Below are 15,730 nucleotides of genomic sequence, written 5' to 3'. Positions count from 1 at the left end.
CATGGTCAACGTGGCCAATTGTGCCTACGTTAACGTGTGGCTTTTTACGCTCAAACTTTTCCTTCGCCATTTCAATACCTCATTAACTTTTATTGTTTCTTAATAATTGCTTCAGCGATATTCGTTGGAGCTTCTGCGTATCTGCTGAATTCCATAGAATATGTTGCACGCCCCTGAGTTGCTGAACGAACATCGGTTGCATAACCAAACATTTCAGCGAGAGGAACTTCTGCACGGATAACTTTACCAGCCGGAGAATCTTCCATTCCTTGAACCAGACCTCTACGTCTGTTGAGATCGCCCATAACATCACCCATGTAATCTTCTGGTGTGACTACTTCGACGCTCATAATTGGTTCAAGTAATACAGGTTTCGCTTTTGCAGCACCTTGCTTGAAGCACATAGAACCAGCAATCTTAAACGCCATTTCACTGGAGTCTACTTCGTGGAATGAACCATCAAATAATGTTACTTTAACATCAACTACTGGATAACCAGCAATAACACCATTTTGTAATTGTTCCTGAATACCCTTGTCAACGGCAGGAATGTATTCTTTCGGAATAACTCCACCAACAATCGCGTTAACAAACTCATATCCAGCACCAGGTTCTTGAGGTTCAATTTTAAGCCAGACGTGACCGTACTGACCTCTACCACCTGATTGACGAACAAACTTGCCTTCTTGCTCAACTGCTTGCTTGATAGTTTCTCTGTATGCTACTTGTGGTTTACCAACATTAGCTTCTACATTGAATTCACGTTTCATACGGTCAACAATAATTTCGAGATGGAGTTCACCCATACCTTGAATAATTGTTTGACCAGATTCTTCATCAGTGTGTACACGGAATGAAGGATCTTCCTGAGCAAGTTTACCTAAAGCGATTGACATTTTTTCCTGGTCTGCTTTGGTTTTTGGCTCAACAGCAACTGCAATTACAGGATCTGGAAAGTCCATACGCTCAAGCGTAACTACCTGGTTAAGATCGCAGAGTGTATCACCAGTTGTAACAGTTTTCAGGCCTACAGCAGCAGCAATGTCTCCTGCTCTTACTTCTTTGATTTCTTCGCGTGAATTAGCGTGCATCTGAAGTAAACGTCCAATACGCTCGCGTTTGCCTTTTACTGGATTGTAAATTGTGTCGCCACTCTTAAGTACGCCAGAATACGCTCGGAAATAAGTTAATGTTCCAACAAACGGGTCTGTTGCAATTTTGAAAGCCAAGGCTGAGAAAGGTGCGTCGTACGCTGTTTTACGATGCGTTTCTTCACCATATTCATCGACACCCTTTACGTCTGGAATATCTAATGGTGACGGCAAGTAATCAACCACACCATCCAAGACAGCCTGAACGCCTTTATTTTTGAAGGCTGAACCACAAAATACAGGAACGATCTGGTTGGTGACTGTACGTTGACGAAGCGCTTTTTTGATTTCTTCTTCAGTGAACTCTTCACCTTCAAGATATTTTTCCATCAGCTCTTCATTTGCTTCAGCAGCCGCTTCAATAATCTTGGCACGGTACTCTTCGCATTGTGCAAGCATTTCAGCAGGGATATCTTTGTATTCAAAGGACATACCTTTGCTTTCTTCATCCCAATGAATGGATTTCATTTTGATGAGGTCAACGACTCCTTTAAAGGCGTCTTCTGCGCCGACAGGCAATTGTACAACAATCGGGTTTGAACCGAGACGTTGCTGGATCTGGCCAACTACACGCAGGAAATTTGCACCCATACGATCCATTTTGTTAACAAATACAATACGTGGAACGCCGTATTTGTCTGCCTGGCGCCATACAGTTTCTGATTGTGGCTCAACACCTGATACTGCGTCGAATACAACAACAGCACCGTCAAGAACACGCAATGACCGCTCTACTTCAATCATGAAGTCAACGTGTCCCGGGGTATCGATAATGTTAACACGATGACGTGGATATTGTTTATCCATCCCTTCCCAGTAACAAGTCGTTGCAGCAGATGTAATTGTAATACCGCGTTCCTGCTCTTGAACCATCCAGTCCATTGTTGCAGCACCGTCGTGCACTTCACCTATTTTGTGCGACATTCCGGTATAAAACAGAACCCGCTCTGTGGTGGTCGTTTTTCCGGCATCAACGTGTGCAGCAATGCCGATATTTCTGTATAGCTCTAATGGAGTAGACACGTTATACCTCTCTTAATTCCATCTGAAATGAGCAAATGCCTGGTTGGCTTTTGCCATTTTGTGTGTATCTTCACGCTTCTTAGCTGCGGAACCTTTATTTTCATAAGCGTCCATCAACTCGCCTGCCAGCCTTAACATCATGCCTTTCTCGCCTCTTGAACGAGCTGCCTGAACTATCCAGCGCATTCCCAGAGCGATACTGCGATCGAACCTTACTTCAACAGGAACCTGGTAAGTCGCTCCACCAACTCGGCGTGAACGCACTTCAACTGTTGGGCGAACATTATCCAAAGCCTGCTCGAAATAGCGCAAAACACCACTAGCAGAACCAGTAGCGCTTCCTTCGTCGCCGTCTTCGTCATTTTTTTTGGCTTTTTTGACACGGTCATTCAGCAAATCCAATGCGCCGTAAATAATTTTTTCGGCAATTGATTTTTTACCGCTAACCATAAGAACGTTAATAAATTTAGCCAGCAATTCGCTATGATGCTTAGGATCTGGCAGAATTTCACGTTTGGGTACTTCTCTTCTTCTTGGCATGTCGAATTCCTACAGTAATCAGTTATTTCTTGTCTTTCGGTTTTTTAGTACCGTATTTAGAACGTCCTTGCTTACGGTCAGTAACACCAGACGTATCCAAACTACCACGTACTGTGTGGTAACGAACACCAGGCAAGTCTTTAACACGACCGCCTCGAATCAGTACAACAGAGTGCTCTTGCAGGTTGTGGCCTTCACCGCCAATATAGGAGGTTACTTCAAAACCATTCGTTAAACGCACCCTTGCTACCTTACGCATAGCCGAATTAGGCTTTTTGGGTGTTGTAGTGTACACACGCGTACAAACTCCTCTACGCTGTGGACAGGATTCTAAAGCCGGGACGTTACTTTTCTTCTTAGCGTCCTCTCGAGGCTTTCTTACTAGCTGATTAATAGTAGCCATTTATTCTTAACTCCGAACTTTCTTTGTAATAATTTCGAATGCATAAGGAGGCCGGATTCTATATAGCTCCAGCGGATTTGTCAAGTTTTAATCCGCTGGAGGGTAAAATCCAGATTACTCATCATGGTTATCGGCATTGAGTGCCTCACTCAATGCATGCTCAACATCGCTTGCGGTTACTGTATGTGAACTTTGCTCATTCAATGCAGTTTTTGCACGCTTTGCTTTCCTGTTCTGGTGGTATGCATATCCAGTACCAGCTGGAATTAATCTACCTACCATCACGTTTTCTTTTAATCCACGCAGATCATCTACTTTACCACTAACTGCCGCTTCAGTTAACACACGTGTTGTTTCCTGGAAGGAAGCAGCAGAAATAAATGATTCTGTTGCGAGTGATGCCTTGGTAATACCCAACAGGATTGGCGTACCCCTCGCCACTACTTTTCCTTCTGCTGCCAGCTTGTCATTTTCCTGCAGCATAACACTTTCTTCAACATGTTCGCCAACCAGGAATCTTGAATCGCCAGCACTGGTAATAACGCGTTTACGCAGCATTTGCCTTACAATTGTTTCAATGTGCTTATCGTTGATTTTAACGCCTTGTAAGCGATATACGTCTTGCACTTCGTTAACAATGTAATTGGCCAGTGCGCCAACGCCCAGTAAGCGGAGGATATCGTGCGGATTTAATGGACCTTCCGCAATGGTTTCCCCGCGCTCAACATACTCACCTTCGAACACTGAAATATGACGCCATTTTGGAATCAATTCTTCATGTGCCTGATTTTCAGATGCAGTAATGATCAGTCTTCGCTTGCCTTTAGTTTCTTTACCAAAGTTAACCAGACCAGAAACTTCTGCCATCACAGCCGCATCTTTTGGTTTTCTTGCTTCAAACAGATCCGCCACTCGTGGCAGACCCCCGGTAATATCACGTGTCTTTGAACGCTCTTGCGGAATACGCGCGATTACGTCACCCACTCCTACCAGACTGCCGTCTTCAAAGTTAATGATGGCATCAACTGGCAAGTAGTATTGTGCAGGAACGTTGGTACCAGCCAGGAAGATATCTTCGCCGTCATCAGAAACCAGCTTAACCATTGGTCGCATGTCACGGCCAAGCGAACTACGCTGTTTTGCATCAATAACAACGATATTACTTAACCCAGTCAGTTCATCCGTCTGGCGGTTCATGGTAATTCCTTCGATCAGGTCAATAAATTTCAATCGACCTGTTACCTCGGAAATAACCGGGTGGGTATGCGGATCCCAGCTTGCAATAACCTGACCAGCGTCAACAGCCATGTTGTCATGAACAGTTAATACCGCTCCATAAGGCAGTTTGTATCGCTCTCTTTCACGGCCGAAATCATCAATAATTGACACTTCGCCAGAGCGTGATACTGCAACCAGGTTGCCATTTTCATGTTTAACCGTCTTAATGTTATGTAAGCGGATAACCCCTCTGTTTTTAATCTGGATATTGTTTGCCGCTGTAGCCCGTGACGCAGCTCCCCCAATGTGGAACGTACGCATGGTTAACTGTGTTCCTGGCTCTCCGATTGACTGGGCAGCGATAATACCAACTGCTTCGCCTGTGTTAACCAGATGTCCTCTTGCCAGATCACGGCCATAACAGTTGGCGCATAAACCAAAACGGGTTTCACAGGTGATCGGCGATCGTACCATTACCTGGTCAACACCCAGTTTTTCCAGCTTCTCAACCCATTCTTCATCAAGCAAAGTGCCGGCTGTAACGATGGGATCATTCTGATTTGGAATATAAACATCAACAGCGACTACACGGCCTAATACACGCTCGTGCAATGGCTCAACGATATCACCGCCCTCAATCAGCGGCTGCATTAGAATACCGTTTTCTGTACCGCAATCGATTTCGGTAATTACCACATCTTGCGCTACGTCAACCAGACGTCGGGTCAGGTAACCAGAATTTGCTGTTTTTAACGCCGTATCAGCAAGACCTTTACGCGCCCCGTGAGTGGAAATAAAGTATTGGAATACGTTTAATCCTTCACGGAAATTCGCTGTAATCGGCGTCTCAATAATTGAGCCGTCCGGAGCGGCCATCAGACCACGCATACCAGCTAACTGACGAATCTGCGCTGCCGATCCCCGAGCACCTGAGTCCGCCATCATAAAGATAGGGTTAAATGATTCCTGGCGAACTTTCCCGCCGTTGCCATCTTCCACTTCCTCAGTAGCGATTCGGGTCATCATTGATTTAGCTACAAGCTCATTTGTACGTGACCAGATATCAATTACTTTGTTGTAACGCTCACCGTTGGTAACAAGACCCGAACGGAATTGAGCTTCAATTTCCCTTACTTCATTATCTGCTTTTTCAATAATTGACGCTTTATCTTCCGGAATCTCCATATCTTCAATTCCAATAGACGCACCTGCCCGGGTTGCATATTTAAAGCCGGTATACATCAATTGGTCAGCGAAAATTACCGTTTCTTTCAAGCCAAAACGCCGGTAGCAACTATCAACTACTTTTGAAATAGCTTTTTTAGTCATAACCCGATTGATAGTGGAGAACGGCATTCCTTGTGGCAAAATTTCAGACAGAATTGCGCGTCCAACGGTTGTTTCAACCAGATGATAGCCCTCTTCGCCTGGCTCATCTTTAGCCATACGGACCTTGATTTTAGCATGAATATCTACAAGGGCAGCTTCATAAAAATTCTGTACTTCCTGAGGGCTAGCGAAAATTTTTCCTTCACCAGGCGCACCTACTTTCTCACGGGTCAGGTAATACAATCCAAGAACTACGTCCTGGCTAGGTACAATGATAGGCTCACCATTCGCAGGTGAAAGAATATTGTTAGTGGACATCATTAACGAACGAGCTTCAAGCTGAGCTTCAAGTGTTAATGGAATGTGCACAGCCATCTGGTCACCGTCGAAGTCGGCATTATATGCTGTACATACCAGCGGATGTAACTGTATCGCTTTACCTTCGATAAGCAGCGGTTCAAAAGCCTGAATACCTAAACGGTGCAATGTAGGAGCACGGTTAAGCAGAATCGGATGTTCGCGGATAACATCTTCAAGTATATCCCATACCACAGGTTCTTCACGCTCAACCATTTTCTTAGCGGCTTTAATTGTTGTCGCTAATCCACGGAATTCAAGTTTACTGAAAATGAAAGGCTTAAATAATTCAAGCGCCATTTTTTTTGGTAAACCGCACTGATGCAGACGTAAAGTAGGACCTACTACAATTACTGAACGGCCAGAATAGTCAACACGTTTACCCAGAAGGTTTTGTCTGAATCGGCCTTGCTTACCCTTGATCATATCAGCAAGCGATTTCAATGGCCGTTTATTAGTACCTGTGATAGCTCTACCACGGCGGCCGTTGTCCAACAGCGCATCAACGGCTTCCTGCAACATGCGCTTTTCGTTACGTACGATAATATCAGGAGCATTCAGATCCAATAATCGTTTCAGACGGTTATTTCTATTGATTACGCGCCGGTACAGATCGTTCAAGTCGGAAGTGGCAAATCTGCCTCCATCCAGCGGGACCAATGGACGCAAATCAGGAGGAAGTACAGGCAGTACATCCATAATCATCCATTCGGGTTTATTACCAGACTCATAGAATGCTTCCAGTAATTTAAGCCGTTTTGTAATCTTTTTAATTTTTGTTTCAGAATTTGTTGTTGGCAGCTCTTCACGCAGATTACGGATTTCTTCTTCGAGATCAATCTGACGCAACAGATCGCGAATCGCTTCAGCACCCATGCGGGCATCGAATTCATCGCCATATTGTTCCATTGCTTCAAGGTATGCTTCATCATTGAGTAATTGGCCGCGCTCAAGCTCTGTCATCCCGGGCTCAACCACAACAAATGCTTCAAAATAAAGGACACGCTCAATATCTCTTAAAGTCATATCAAGCAGCAGACCGATACGGGACGGTAATGATTTCAGGAACCAGATATGAGCCACAGGGCTTGCAAGCTCAATGTGTCCCATTCGTTCACGGCGTACTTTTGCCAACGCAAGCTCAACACCGCATTTTTCACAAATGACGCCACGGTGTTTCAGGCGTTTATACTTTCCGCACAGACATTCGTAATCTTTAACAGGCCCGAAAGTTTTAGCGCAAAAAAGACCATCACGCTCAGGCTTAAAGGTTCGGTAATTAATTGTTTCCGGTTTTTTTACTTCCCCGTATGACCAGGAACGAATTAAATCGGGCGAAGCCAGTGCAATACGTATCGCATCAAAATCTTCGATCTCGCCTTGTTTCAGTATCCCCAGCAGATCGCTCATCACTGGGGGTTTACGCATGGGGTTTCCACTTAGATTAGCCAAGTTCATGCCTCCAAAAATTATTAGTCATAAAACATCACAATAAGTAAATGATGTTGTTTAGCCGTGATCCAGTTCTATATCTATACCCAATGCCCGGATTTCTTTTAACAGTACGTTAAAGGATTCAGGCATGCCAGGATCCATACGGTGATCACCATCGACAATATTTTTATATATCTTGGTTCGCCCGCTTACATCATCTGATTTAACCGTCAACATTTCCTGTAAGGTGTAAGCAGCACCATATGCTTCAAGAGCCCATACCTCCATCTCACCAAAACGCTGGCCTCCAAACTGCGCTTTACCGCCTAGTGGCTGCTGAGTTACAAGGCTGTAAGAACCAGTCGAACGCGCATGCATCTTATCATCAACCAAGTGGTTCAGTTTCAGCATGTACATGTAGCCTACAGTTACCGGATTATCAAACTGACGGCCAGTTCTGCCATCAATCAGCATGGTTTTACCATCAGGCCTTAATCCCGCTAATTCAAGCATGGATTTAATTTCTTTCTCACTTGCTCCATCAAATACCGGTGTTGCCATTGGTACACCAGCACGCAGATTATCAGCAAGAATTTTCACTTCAGAATCATCAAGCTTGGCCAAATCAACACGAGCGGTATTGTCATGGTTGTATATCTTATTCAGATAACCACGCAATTCACTTATTGGTTGCTGAGTATCAAGCAGATTGGCAATACGATGACCCAAGCCTTTTGCAGCTAAACCAAGGTGTGTTTCCAGTACCTGACCAATGTTCATACGTGAAGGAACGCCCAACGGGTTAAGAACGATATCAACCGTTGTACCGTCTTCCATATAAGGCATATCTTCAACAGGCACTACTATTGAAATAACCCCTTTATTACCATGACGGCCCGCCATCTTGTCGCCTGGCTGAATACGGCGTTTTACTGCCAGATAGACTTTAACAATCTTCAGTACGCCTGGAGCAAGATCATCTCCCTGGATGATTTTTTTACGATTGTCATTGAATCGTTTTTCCATTTCCTTGCCGAGCAGTTCCATTTGTTTGGAAAGCTGTTCCAGGCTTTGACTGACTGCTTCATCATCAACGCGGATATCAAACCATTTTTCACGATCAACAGCTGATAATTGCTCTTCAGTAATCGCGCTGCCGCGTTTAATTCCAGCAGGACCGCCTGTTGCGGTTTTAGCAATTAACAGGTTATGAACGCGGTGATAGATATCTTCTTCGCGAATACGGCGCTCGTCAATCAAGTCTTTGCGTACACGAGCCAGATGTTCTTCTTCAATGCTCTTGGCTCTTTCATCTTTTTCGAGGCCATCACGGGTAAAGACCTGAACATCGATTACAGTTCCATTCATACCGGAAGGAACACGCATTGATGAATCCTTAACATCAGAGGCCTTTTCACCGAAAATTGCTCTTAACAATTTCTCTTCAGGAGTCAGTTGGGTTTCACCTTTTGGAGTAACTTTACCAACCAGAATGTCGCCAGCGCTGACTTCGGCACCGATATAGACAACACCAGACTGATCAAGGTTAGCCAGCGCAGATTCCCCAACATTTGGAATATCCGAAGTAATCTCTTCTGGACCAAGCTTGGTATCACGGGCAATACAAGTTAACTCTTCTATGTGGATCGTTGTAAAACGATCTTCCTGTACGATACGCTCGGAAATTAGAATGGAGTCCTCGAAGTTGTACCCGTTCCAGGGCATAAAGGCTACTAACAGATTTTGCCCCAGGGCCAGCTCACCCATATCTGTACAGGGGCCGTCTGCAAGAACATCACCACGCCGGATAACATCGCCAGCTGATACGATAGGTTGCTGATTAATACAGGTATCCTGATTCGATCTGAAATATTTTGTCAGGTTGTAGATATCTACACCCGTTTCGCCAGCTGTCGTCTCATCATCATTTACTCGAATAACAATACGTGAAGCGTCAACCAGATCAACGATACCGCCTCGTTTTGCTACAACGGAGACTCCAGAGTCTGTTGCTACAGTACGCTCCATACCAGTACCAACCAATGGTTTCTCGGAACGCAGGGTAGGAACAGCCTGACGTTGCATGTTTGATCCCATTAGCGCACGGTTCGCGTCATCGTGCTCCAGGAACGGAATCAGCGAGGCAGCTACAGAAACGATCTGTTTGGGCGAAACATCCATATAGCTGATTTTATCTGGAGTCGTCAGTGAAAACTCGTTTTGATGACGGCAAGGTACCAGGTCAGCAAGAATGTTACCCTGCTCATCAACTTTTACTGTTGATTGCGCGATGTAGTGATCAACTTCTTCAATAGCAGATAAATATTCAATTTCATCGGTCACACGGCCATCTACAACTTTACGGCAAGGTGTTTCGATAAAACCGTAATCGTTGGTACGGGCGTAAACCGACAGAGAGTTAATCAAACCAATGTTTGGACCCTCAGGCGTTTCAATTGGGCATACACGGCCGTAATGTGTTGTATGCACGTCACGCACTTCGAATCCGGCACGTTCACGAGTCAGACCACCTGGGCCTAATGCAGAAACACGGCGTTTATGAGTCACGCCGGATAATGGATTTACCTGATCCATAAATTGTGACAACTGGCTGGAACCAAAAAATTCCTTAATTGCTGCTGATACCGGTTTGGCATTGATCAGATCTTGCGGCATAAGATTCTCTGACTCAACAAGACTCAAACGCTCCTTCACTGCTCTTTCAACACGAACAAGACCAACACGGAATTGATTCTCTGTCATTTCACCGACACTACGTACACGGCGGTTACCGAGGTGATCAATATCGTCAACCATGCCAATACCATTTCGGATATCAATCAGGGTCTTGATAACAGCCAGAATATCTTCTCTTGTTAATGTGCCAGGACCGGTATCTTCTTTGCGGCCAACACGGCGGTTGAATTTCATTCGGCCTACTGCTGACAGGTCATAACGATCCTCAGCAAAAAACAGGTTCTCAAATAAAGCTTCTGCAGCTTCTTTGGTTGGCGGCTCGCCAGGACGCATCATACGGTATATTTCTACCAGCGCTTCCAATTGGCTTGTTGTAGAATCAGTTTTTAAAGTATCTGATATGTAGGAACCATGATCCAGGTCGTTAGTATAAATGGTTTCAAATGACAGAATACCTTGATCTGCCAGTTGATCCAGCAGAGCATCAGTGATCTCGCTATTCGCTTCTGCCAGCATTTCGCCAGTTGACGTATCAACAATATGTTTAGCAAGTGTTTTACCAATCAGGTAATCTCTTGGAACAATCAGATCCTGCATATTGTTTTTTTCCATCAATTTAATATGACGGGCAGTTATACGGCGTCCTTGCTCAACAATTAATTCACCTGTTTCAGGTACTAAAATATCAAATGAAGCAATTTCACCGCGTAATCTTGCAGGGATTAGATTAATATGGAATTCGCCATTTTTAAGTTGGCAGACTGTTGTTTCAAAAAACTCAGCCAGGATATCTTCAGTTTCCAGACCAAGCGCTCTTAATAATACAGTAACTGGTAATTTTCTTCGGCGATCGATCCTTGCAAAGACGCAATCTTTAGGATCAAATTCAAAATCAAGCCATGAGCCGCGGTAAGGAATAATTCTGGCTGAATATAATAGTTTTCCGGAAGAATGTGTTTTTCCTCGGTCATGCTCAAAAATTACGCCGGGAGAACGGTGCAGCTGTGATACAACGACACGCTCAGTACCGTTGATAACAAATGTGCCAACATCAGTCATCAGGGGCAGTTCGCCCATAAAGACATCTTGCTCGCGAATGTCTTTGATTGGTTTATCATCGCCTGGGGCGTCTTTATCAAGTACAACCAATCTTACTTTTACTCTTAAGGGAGCAGAATAGGTTAAACCACGCAGCTTGCACTCGCGTACATCAAAAGCTGGCTCACCTAATTTGTAGCTAACATATTCCAGACGAGCATTTTTTGAAAAGCTTTCAATTGGGAAAGCTGAAGAAATCGCTGCATGCAATCCGGTTTTTTGATGCACGTTTGCTTTTGAATCCGGGTTGAGAAAGTCAGCATACGATTTTACTTGGATTTCAAGCAGGTTGGGGATAGGCATTATATCCGCCTGCCTACCAAAGCTTTTGCGAATTCGTTGTTTCTCAGCATGTGAATATTGAGCAGCTTCGGCCATGGTAGTTCCTCTGTAATTTATTGATAAAATCAAACACACAAACCCAGCCATGTATAAACATGGCCGGGTTATTTTTATTTTCTATGATATTACTTAATATCAACAGACGCGCCAGCTTCTTCCAGCTTAGCTTTGATCGATTTAGCTTCATCAGCGCTAACGCCTTCTTTAACTGTAGAAGGAGCAGCTTCAACCAGATCTTTAGCTTCTTTAAGGCCAAGTCCAGTGATTTCACGAATTGTCTTGATTACGCCAACTTTGTTCGCGCCAAAGCTTGACATAACTACGTCAAATTCAGTTTTTTCTTCTGCAGCAGCAGCGCCACCAGCAGCTGGAGCAGCAACTGCAACAGCAGCAGCGGCAGCAGAAACGCCAAATTTTTCTTCCATTGCTTCGATCAGTTCAACAACTTCCATAACAGTCATGTTAGAAATTGTTTCTAAAATTTCATTTTTTGTAACAGCCATTACTAGCTCCTAAATTATATAATATTGATTACGTGGTTTTATTGATTCTTTTGATCTTTAATTGCAGCTACTGTTCTTACCAATTTGGCATGAGGCTCTGCAAGTGTACGAACAAATTTCTCAACAGGTGCTTTCATCACATACATCAGCTTAGCTAATGCCTCATCCTTGGTGGGCAGACTGGCAACTTGTTCAAGTTGATCAGCGCTGTATACTTTTCCACCTACAGACAGAGCTTTGATTTCAAGCTTATCAAATGTTTTAGTAAAGTCTTTCAGCAAACGAGCTGCATCACTTGGTGCATTTAGTGATAAAGCAACAAATAATGGACCAACCAATTTATCACTCAGGCACTCAAATTCAGTGTTTTCAAAAGCTCGTCTTGTCAGTGTATTCCTAACAACACGCAGATAAACACCAGATTTTCTCGCCTGACTGCGCAATTGGGTCATTTGATTTACAGTCAAACCACGATAATCAGCAACTACGGCCGATACTGCTTTGGAAGCAACTGCTGTTACTTCTTCAACTACGGCTTTTTTTGCAGCTAAAGTTATCGTCACGTTAATGACCTCCTATTTGTTCAAATCAATATTGATTTGACAGTTATGGTGGCCGTCTCATAGGAAATCCCAGAGTCGGTTCACCGTCTGCGCAGGCTATTAAGCCTTTACGGCACCTGCGGTCTTCGACGGCATCGAACCAAGTCTATGCCGTGAAACCGTTTTAAAGGGCGGTGTATTTTACACAGGTATTGATGCAATATCAATAGGTAATCCAGGACCCATAGTAGAAGACAGGGTAATCTTCTTAATGTACACGCCTTTTGATGTAGCTGGTTTTGCCTTTTTCAAGTCAATGATCAAAGCAGTAATATTCTCTATCAGATCTTCTGCTGCGAAATTAGCTTTACCAACTGTGCAGTGAATAATACCGTTTTTGTCAGTTCTATAACGAACCTGACCTGATTTGGCATCGTTAACAGCTGCTTCAACGTTAGTAGTAACTGTGCCAACTTTGGGGTTAGGCATTAATCCTCTTGGACCAAGAATCTGACCCAATTGACCCACGATTCGCATTGCGTCAGGTGTAGCAATAACAACATCAAAGTTCATTTCGCCTGCTTTGATTTGCTCTGCCAGATCTTCAAAACCCACCAGATCAGCACCAGCATTTTTAGCTTTAGTTGCATTATCACCTTGAGCAAATACTGCTACGCGCACTGTTTTACCAGTACCTTTAGGCAGGGTTGTCGATGCACGAACGACCTGATCAGATTTACGTGGATCAACACCAAGGTTAACACTGATGTCTATGCCTTCCATAAATTTTTCACTGACGAATTCTTTTAATACGCCAATTGCTTCAGCCGCGGGGTAAAGATAGTTGGGCTTTACACGCTCACGAATTCTCTGTTGCTTTTTAGTTAATTTCTGTGCCATGTTAACCTCTTATTCCAAACCTTCAACGTCAATACCCATACTGCGTGCAGTGCCTGCGATTGTACGAACAGCCGCAGCAAGACTAGCTGCTGTCAAATCAGGCTCTTTCGTTTTAGCAATCTCTTCAAGCTGTGCAACAGTTAGTTTTGCCACTTTCTTAGTATTCGGTGTACCACTTCCACTTTGAATACCAGCAGCTTTTTTCAACAGTACTGATGCAGGGGGCGTTTTGGTAATAAAGGTAAAACTACGGTCACTGTATACTGTAATCACAACAGGTGTAGGCAAGCCTTGTTCCATGTTTTGTGTTGCAGCATTAAATGCTTTACAGAATTCCATAATGTTAACACCGCGTTGACCAAGTGCTGGCCCAACTGGTGGACTTGGATTCGCCTTACCGGCTGGAATCTGTAATTTAATATACGCTTCTACTTTTTTAGCCATTTTTACTCCTCAGGTGGGTTAAACGCATATTCGCTTACGCTTCTATGCTCCCCGTTTTACAAAACTAGGTTTTTTCGACCTGGCTGAATTCAAGCTCGACAGGTGTTGAACGGCCAAAAATAAGAACTGCAACTCTCAGTCGGCTTTTCTCATAATTAACCTCTTCAACCACGCCATTAAAGTCAACAAATGGACCTTCTTTGACTCGAACAACTTCACCCGGTTCAAATAGAATTTTCGGTCTTGGCTTGGTAACGCCTTCTTCAACTCGTTGTAGAATTGCGCTTGCCTCTTTATCAGAAATAGGAGTTGGAGTTTTGCCTGTTCCACCAATAAATCCAAGTACTCTGGGTATGGCACTGATCATATGCCAGATATCGTCATCAAGAACCATATTGACCAGGACATAACCGGGAAAAAACTTACGCGTACTTTTTCGCTTTTGACCAGCACGCATCTCTACGACTTCTTCGGAAGGAACAACAACTTCGCCAATTCTATCCTGCAGTCCTCTATGTTGCGCGCGCTCTTTAATTTCGCGCATAACAAAGTTTTCGTAGCCTGAATAGGCATGAACAACATACCATTTTTTTGATTTCTGTTCTTCTGCCATTTATTAACCTAAACGTGTTATTTTAGCAATGATCCACATCATCCCGGAATCGACACCCCAAAGAATGAAACCTGTAACCGCTACCATAATCATAACGATTGATGTAGTTTGAACTGTTTCCTGCCTGGTAGGCCAGACCACTTTTTGCATTTCAACTTTCGCTTCATTTGCAAAAACGGCAACTTGTTGACCTTTGGATGTAAAAAATCCTAATAGAACAACGGCTACTAACCAGCTTATCCAAATAATGGCTTTAACAGGGCCAGTAAAATTGTAGTAATATGTAAAAAAGAAAGCAGCAAAAGTAACCAGTACTATTGCTGTCCACAATCCAATTTCTTTAAAACTGTTTTTTGAACCCATTGGAATGTTCCCAATTCTAGGTTGTTGGCAGGCCAGGAGGGAATCGAACCCCCAACCTGCGGTTTTGGAGACCGCCACTCTGCCAATTGAGCTACTGGCCTAACTTAACGTTTATGCGGATGTGAAGATTACTCTTCACACCCATTATATCATCTTATTCGATGATTTTAGCAACAACACCGGCACCAACAGTACGGCCGCCTTCACGAATCGCAAAACGCAGACCTTCGTCCATAGCGATTGGCGAATGCAGACTAACTACCATCTGTACGTTATCGCCTGGCATTACCATTTCGATGCCTGCTGGCAATTCGCATGATCCAGTTACGTCTGTTGTTCTGAAATAGAACTGAGGTCTGTATCCATTAAAGAATGGAGTGTGACGTCCGCCCTCTTCTTTTGACAATACGTATACTTCCGCTTCGAATTTTGTGTGTGGCTTGATTGTGCCTGGTTTTGCCAGTACCTGACCACGCTCAACATCGTCACGTTTCGTTCCACGCAGCAATACGCCTACGTTATCCCCTGCACGACCTTCGTCAAGCAGTTTACGGAACATTTCAACACCAGTACAGGTTGTTTTCTGAGTATCACGGATACCAACGATCTCAACCTCTTCACCAACTTTAACAATTCCGCTTTCAACACGGCCAGTAACTACTGTTCCACGGCCAGAAATTGAGAATACGTCTTCAATCGGCAGCAGGAACGGTCTGTCAATGTTTCTCACTGGCTCTGGAATGTAGCTATCCATTGTCGCAACCAGTTTCTCA

The 15,730-nt window shown here is 44.0% G+C and carries 13 protein-coding genes and 1 tRNA gene; all 14 read right to left on the bottom strand.

From position 1 onward, the window contains the following. On the bottom strand, positions 1-70 hold a 70-nt coding region (locus tag ACFORL_RS12810; RefSeq protein WP_232322316.1), incomplete at its 3' end, for a hypothetical protein. 19 nt (positions 71-89) lie between these two features. Beyond that, the gene (gene fusA, locus ACFORL_RS05830; protein ID WP_382342024.1) at positions 90-2,174 is read right to left on the bottom strand and encodes an elongation factor G; all 2,085 of its coding nucleotides are present in this window, start codon (positions 2,172-2,174) and stop codon (positions 90-92) included. Positions 2,175-2,186: 12 nt separating this feature from the next. After that, positions 2,187-2,714, bottom strand: a complete 528-nt coding sequence (rpsG, locus tag ACFORL_RS05825) for a 30S ribosomal protein S7 (RefSeq protein WP_382342022.1) — start codon at positions 2,712-2,714, stop codon at positions 2,187-2,189. Positions 2,715-2,736: 22 nt separating this feature from the next. Further along, positions 2,737-3,117, bottom strand: coding sequence for a 30S ribosomal protein S12 (rpsL, locus tag ACFORL_RS05820; RefSeq protein WP_382342020.1), 381 nt, complete (start codon positions 3,115-3,117; stop codon positions 2,737-2,739). A gap of 114 nt (positions 3,118-3,231) precedes the next feature. Then, on the bottom strand, positions 3,232-7,431 hold the full coding sequence (rpoC, locus tag ACFORL_RS05815; protein ID WP_382342026.1) for a DNA-directed RNA polymerase subunit beta': 4,200 nt from the start codon (positions 7,429-7,431) through the stop codon (positions 3,232-3,234). 99 nt (positions 7,432-7,530) lie between these two features. Then, a complete protein-coding gene (rpoB, locus tag ACFORL_RS05810) occupies positions 7,531-11,628 on the bottom strand; it encodes a DNA-directed RNA polymerase subunit beta (protein WP_382342018.1) in 4,098 nt (1,365 codons plus the stop codon). Between the two features lie 89 nt (positions 11,629-11,717). Then, positions 11,718-12,095 carry a 50S ribosomal protein L7/L12 gene (gene rplL, locus ACFORL_RS05805; protein ID WP_382342016.1) on the bottom strand — a complete coding sequence of 126 codons (378 nt, stop codon included), beginning with the start codon at positions 12,093-12,095 and terminating at the stop codon, positions 11,718-11,720. A 38-nt stretch (positions 12,096-12,133) separates the two neighbouring features. Then, positions 12,134-12,658 (bottom strand): 50S ribosomal protein L10, encoded by a 525-nt coding sequence (gene rplJ / locus ACFORL_RS05800; RefSeq protein WP_382342014.1) that lies wholly within the window; start codon positions 12,656-12,658, stop codon positions 12,134-12,136. 180 nt (positions 12,659-12,838) lie between these two features. Continuing rightward, on the bottom strand, positions 12,839-13,537 hold the full coding sequence (gene rplA / locus ACFORL_RS05795; protein ID WP_382342012.1) for a 50S ribosomal protein L1: 699 nt from the start codon (positions 13,535-13,537) through the stop codon (positions 12,839-12,841). Between the two features lie 9 nt (positions 13,538-13,546). Continuing rightward, positions 13,547-13,981, bottom strand: coding sequence for a 50S ribosomal protein L11 (gene rplK / locus ACFORL_RS05790; protein WP_382342010.1), 435 nt, complete (start codon positions 13,979-13,981; stop codon positions 13,547-13,549). A gap of 64 nt (positions 13,982-14,045) precedes the next feature. Continuing rightward, positions 14,046-14,594 carry a transcription termination/antitermination protein NusG gene (gene nusG / locus ACFORL_RS05785; RefSeq protein WP_382342008.1) on the bottom strand — a complete coding sequence of 183 codons (549 nt, stop codon included), beginning with the start codon at positions 14,592-14,594 and terminating at the stop codon, positions 14,046-14,048. A 3-nt stretch (positions 14,595-14,597) separates the two neighbouring features. After that, positions 14,598-14,957 (bottom strand): preprotein translocase subunit SecE, encoded by a 360-nt coding sequence (secE, locus tag ACFORL_RS05780; RefSeq protein ID WP_382342006.1) that lies wholly within the window; start codon positions 14,955-14,957, stop codon positions 14,598-14,600. 25 nt (positions 14,958-14,982) lie between these two features. Beyond that, positions 14,983-15,058, bottom strand: a tRNA-Trp gene (locus ACFORL_RS05775). 53 nt (positions 15,059-15,111) lie between these two features. Then, positions 15,112-15,730, bottom strand: a 619-nt coding sequence (locus ACFORL_RS05770; RefSeq protein WP_382342004.1) for an EF-Tu C-terminal domain-related protein, incomplete at its 5' end; no start/stop codon positions are given.

This window comes from Legionella dresdenensis, from assembly GCF_042649825.1.
Taxonomy (GTDB): Bacteria; Pseudomonadota; Gammaproteobacteria; order Legionellales; family Legionellaceae; genus Legionella_C; species Legionella_C dresdenensis.
This window is presented reverse-complemented; position numbering and strand designations above follow the sequence as displayed.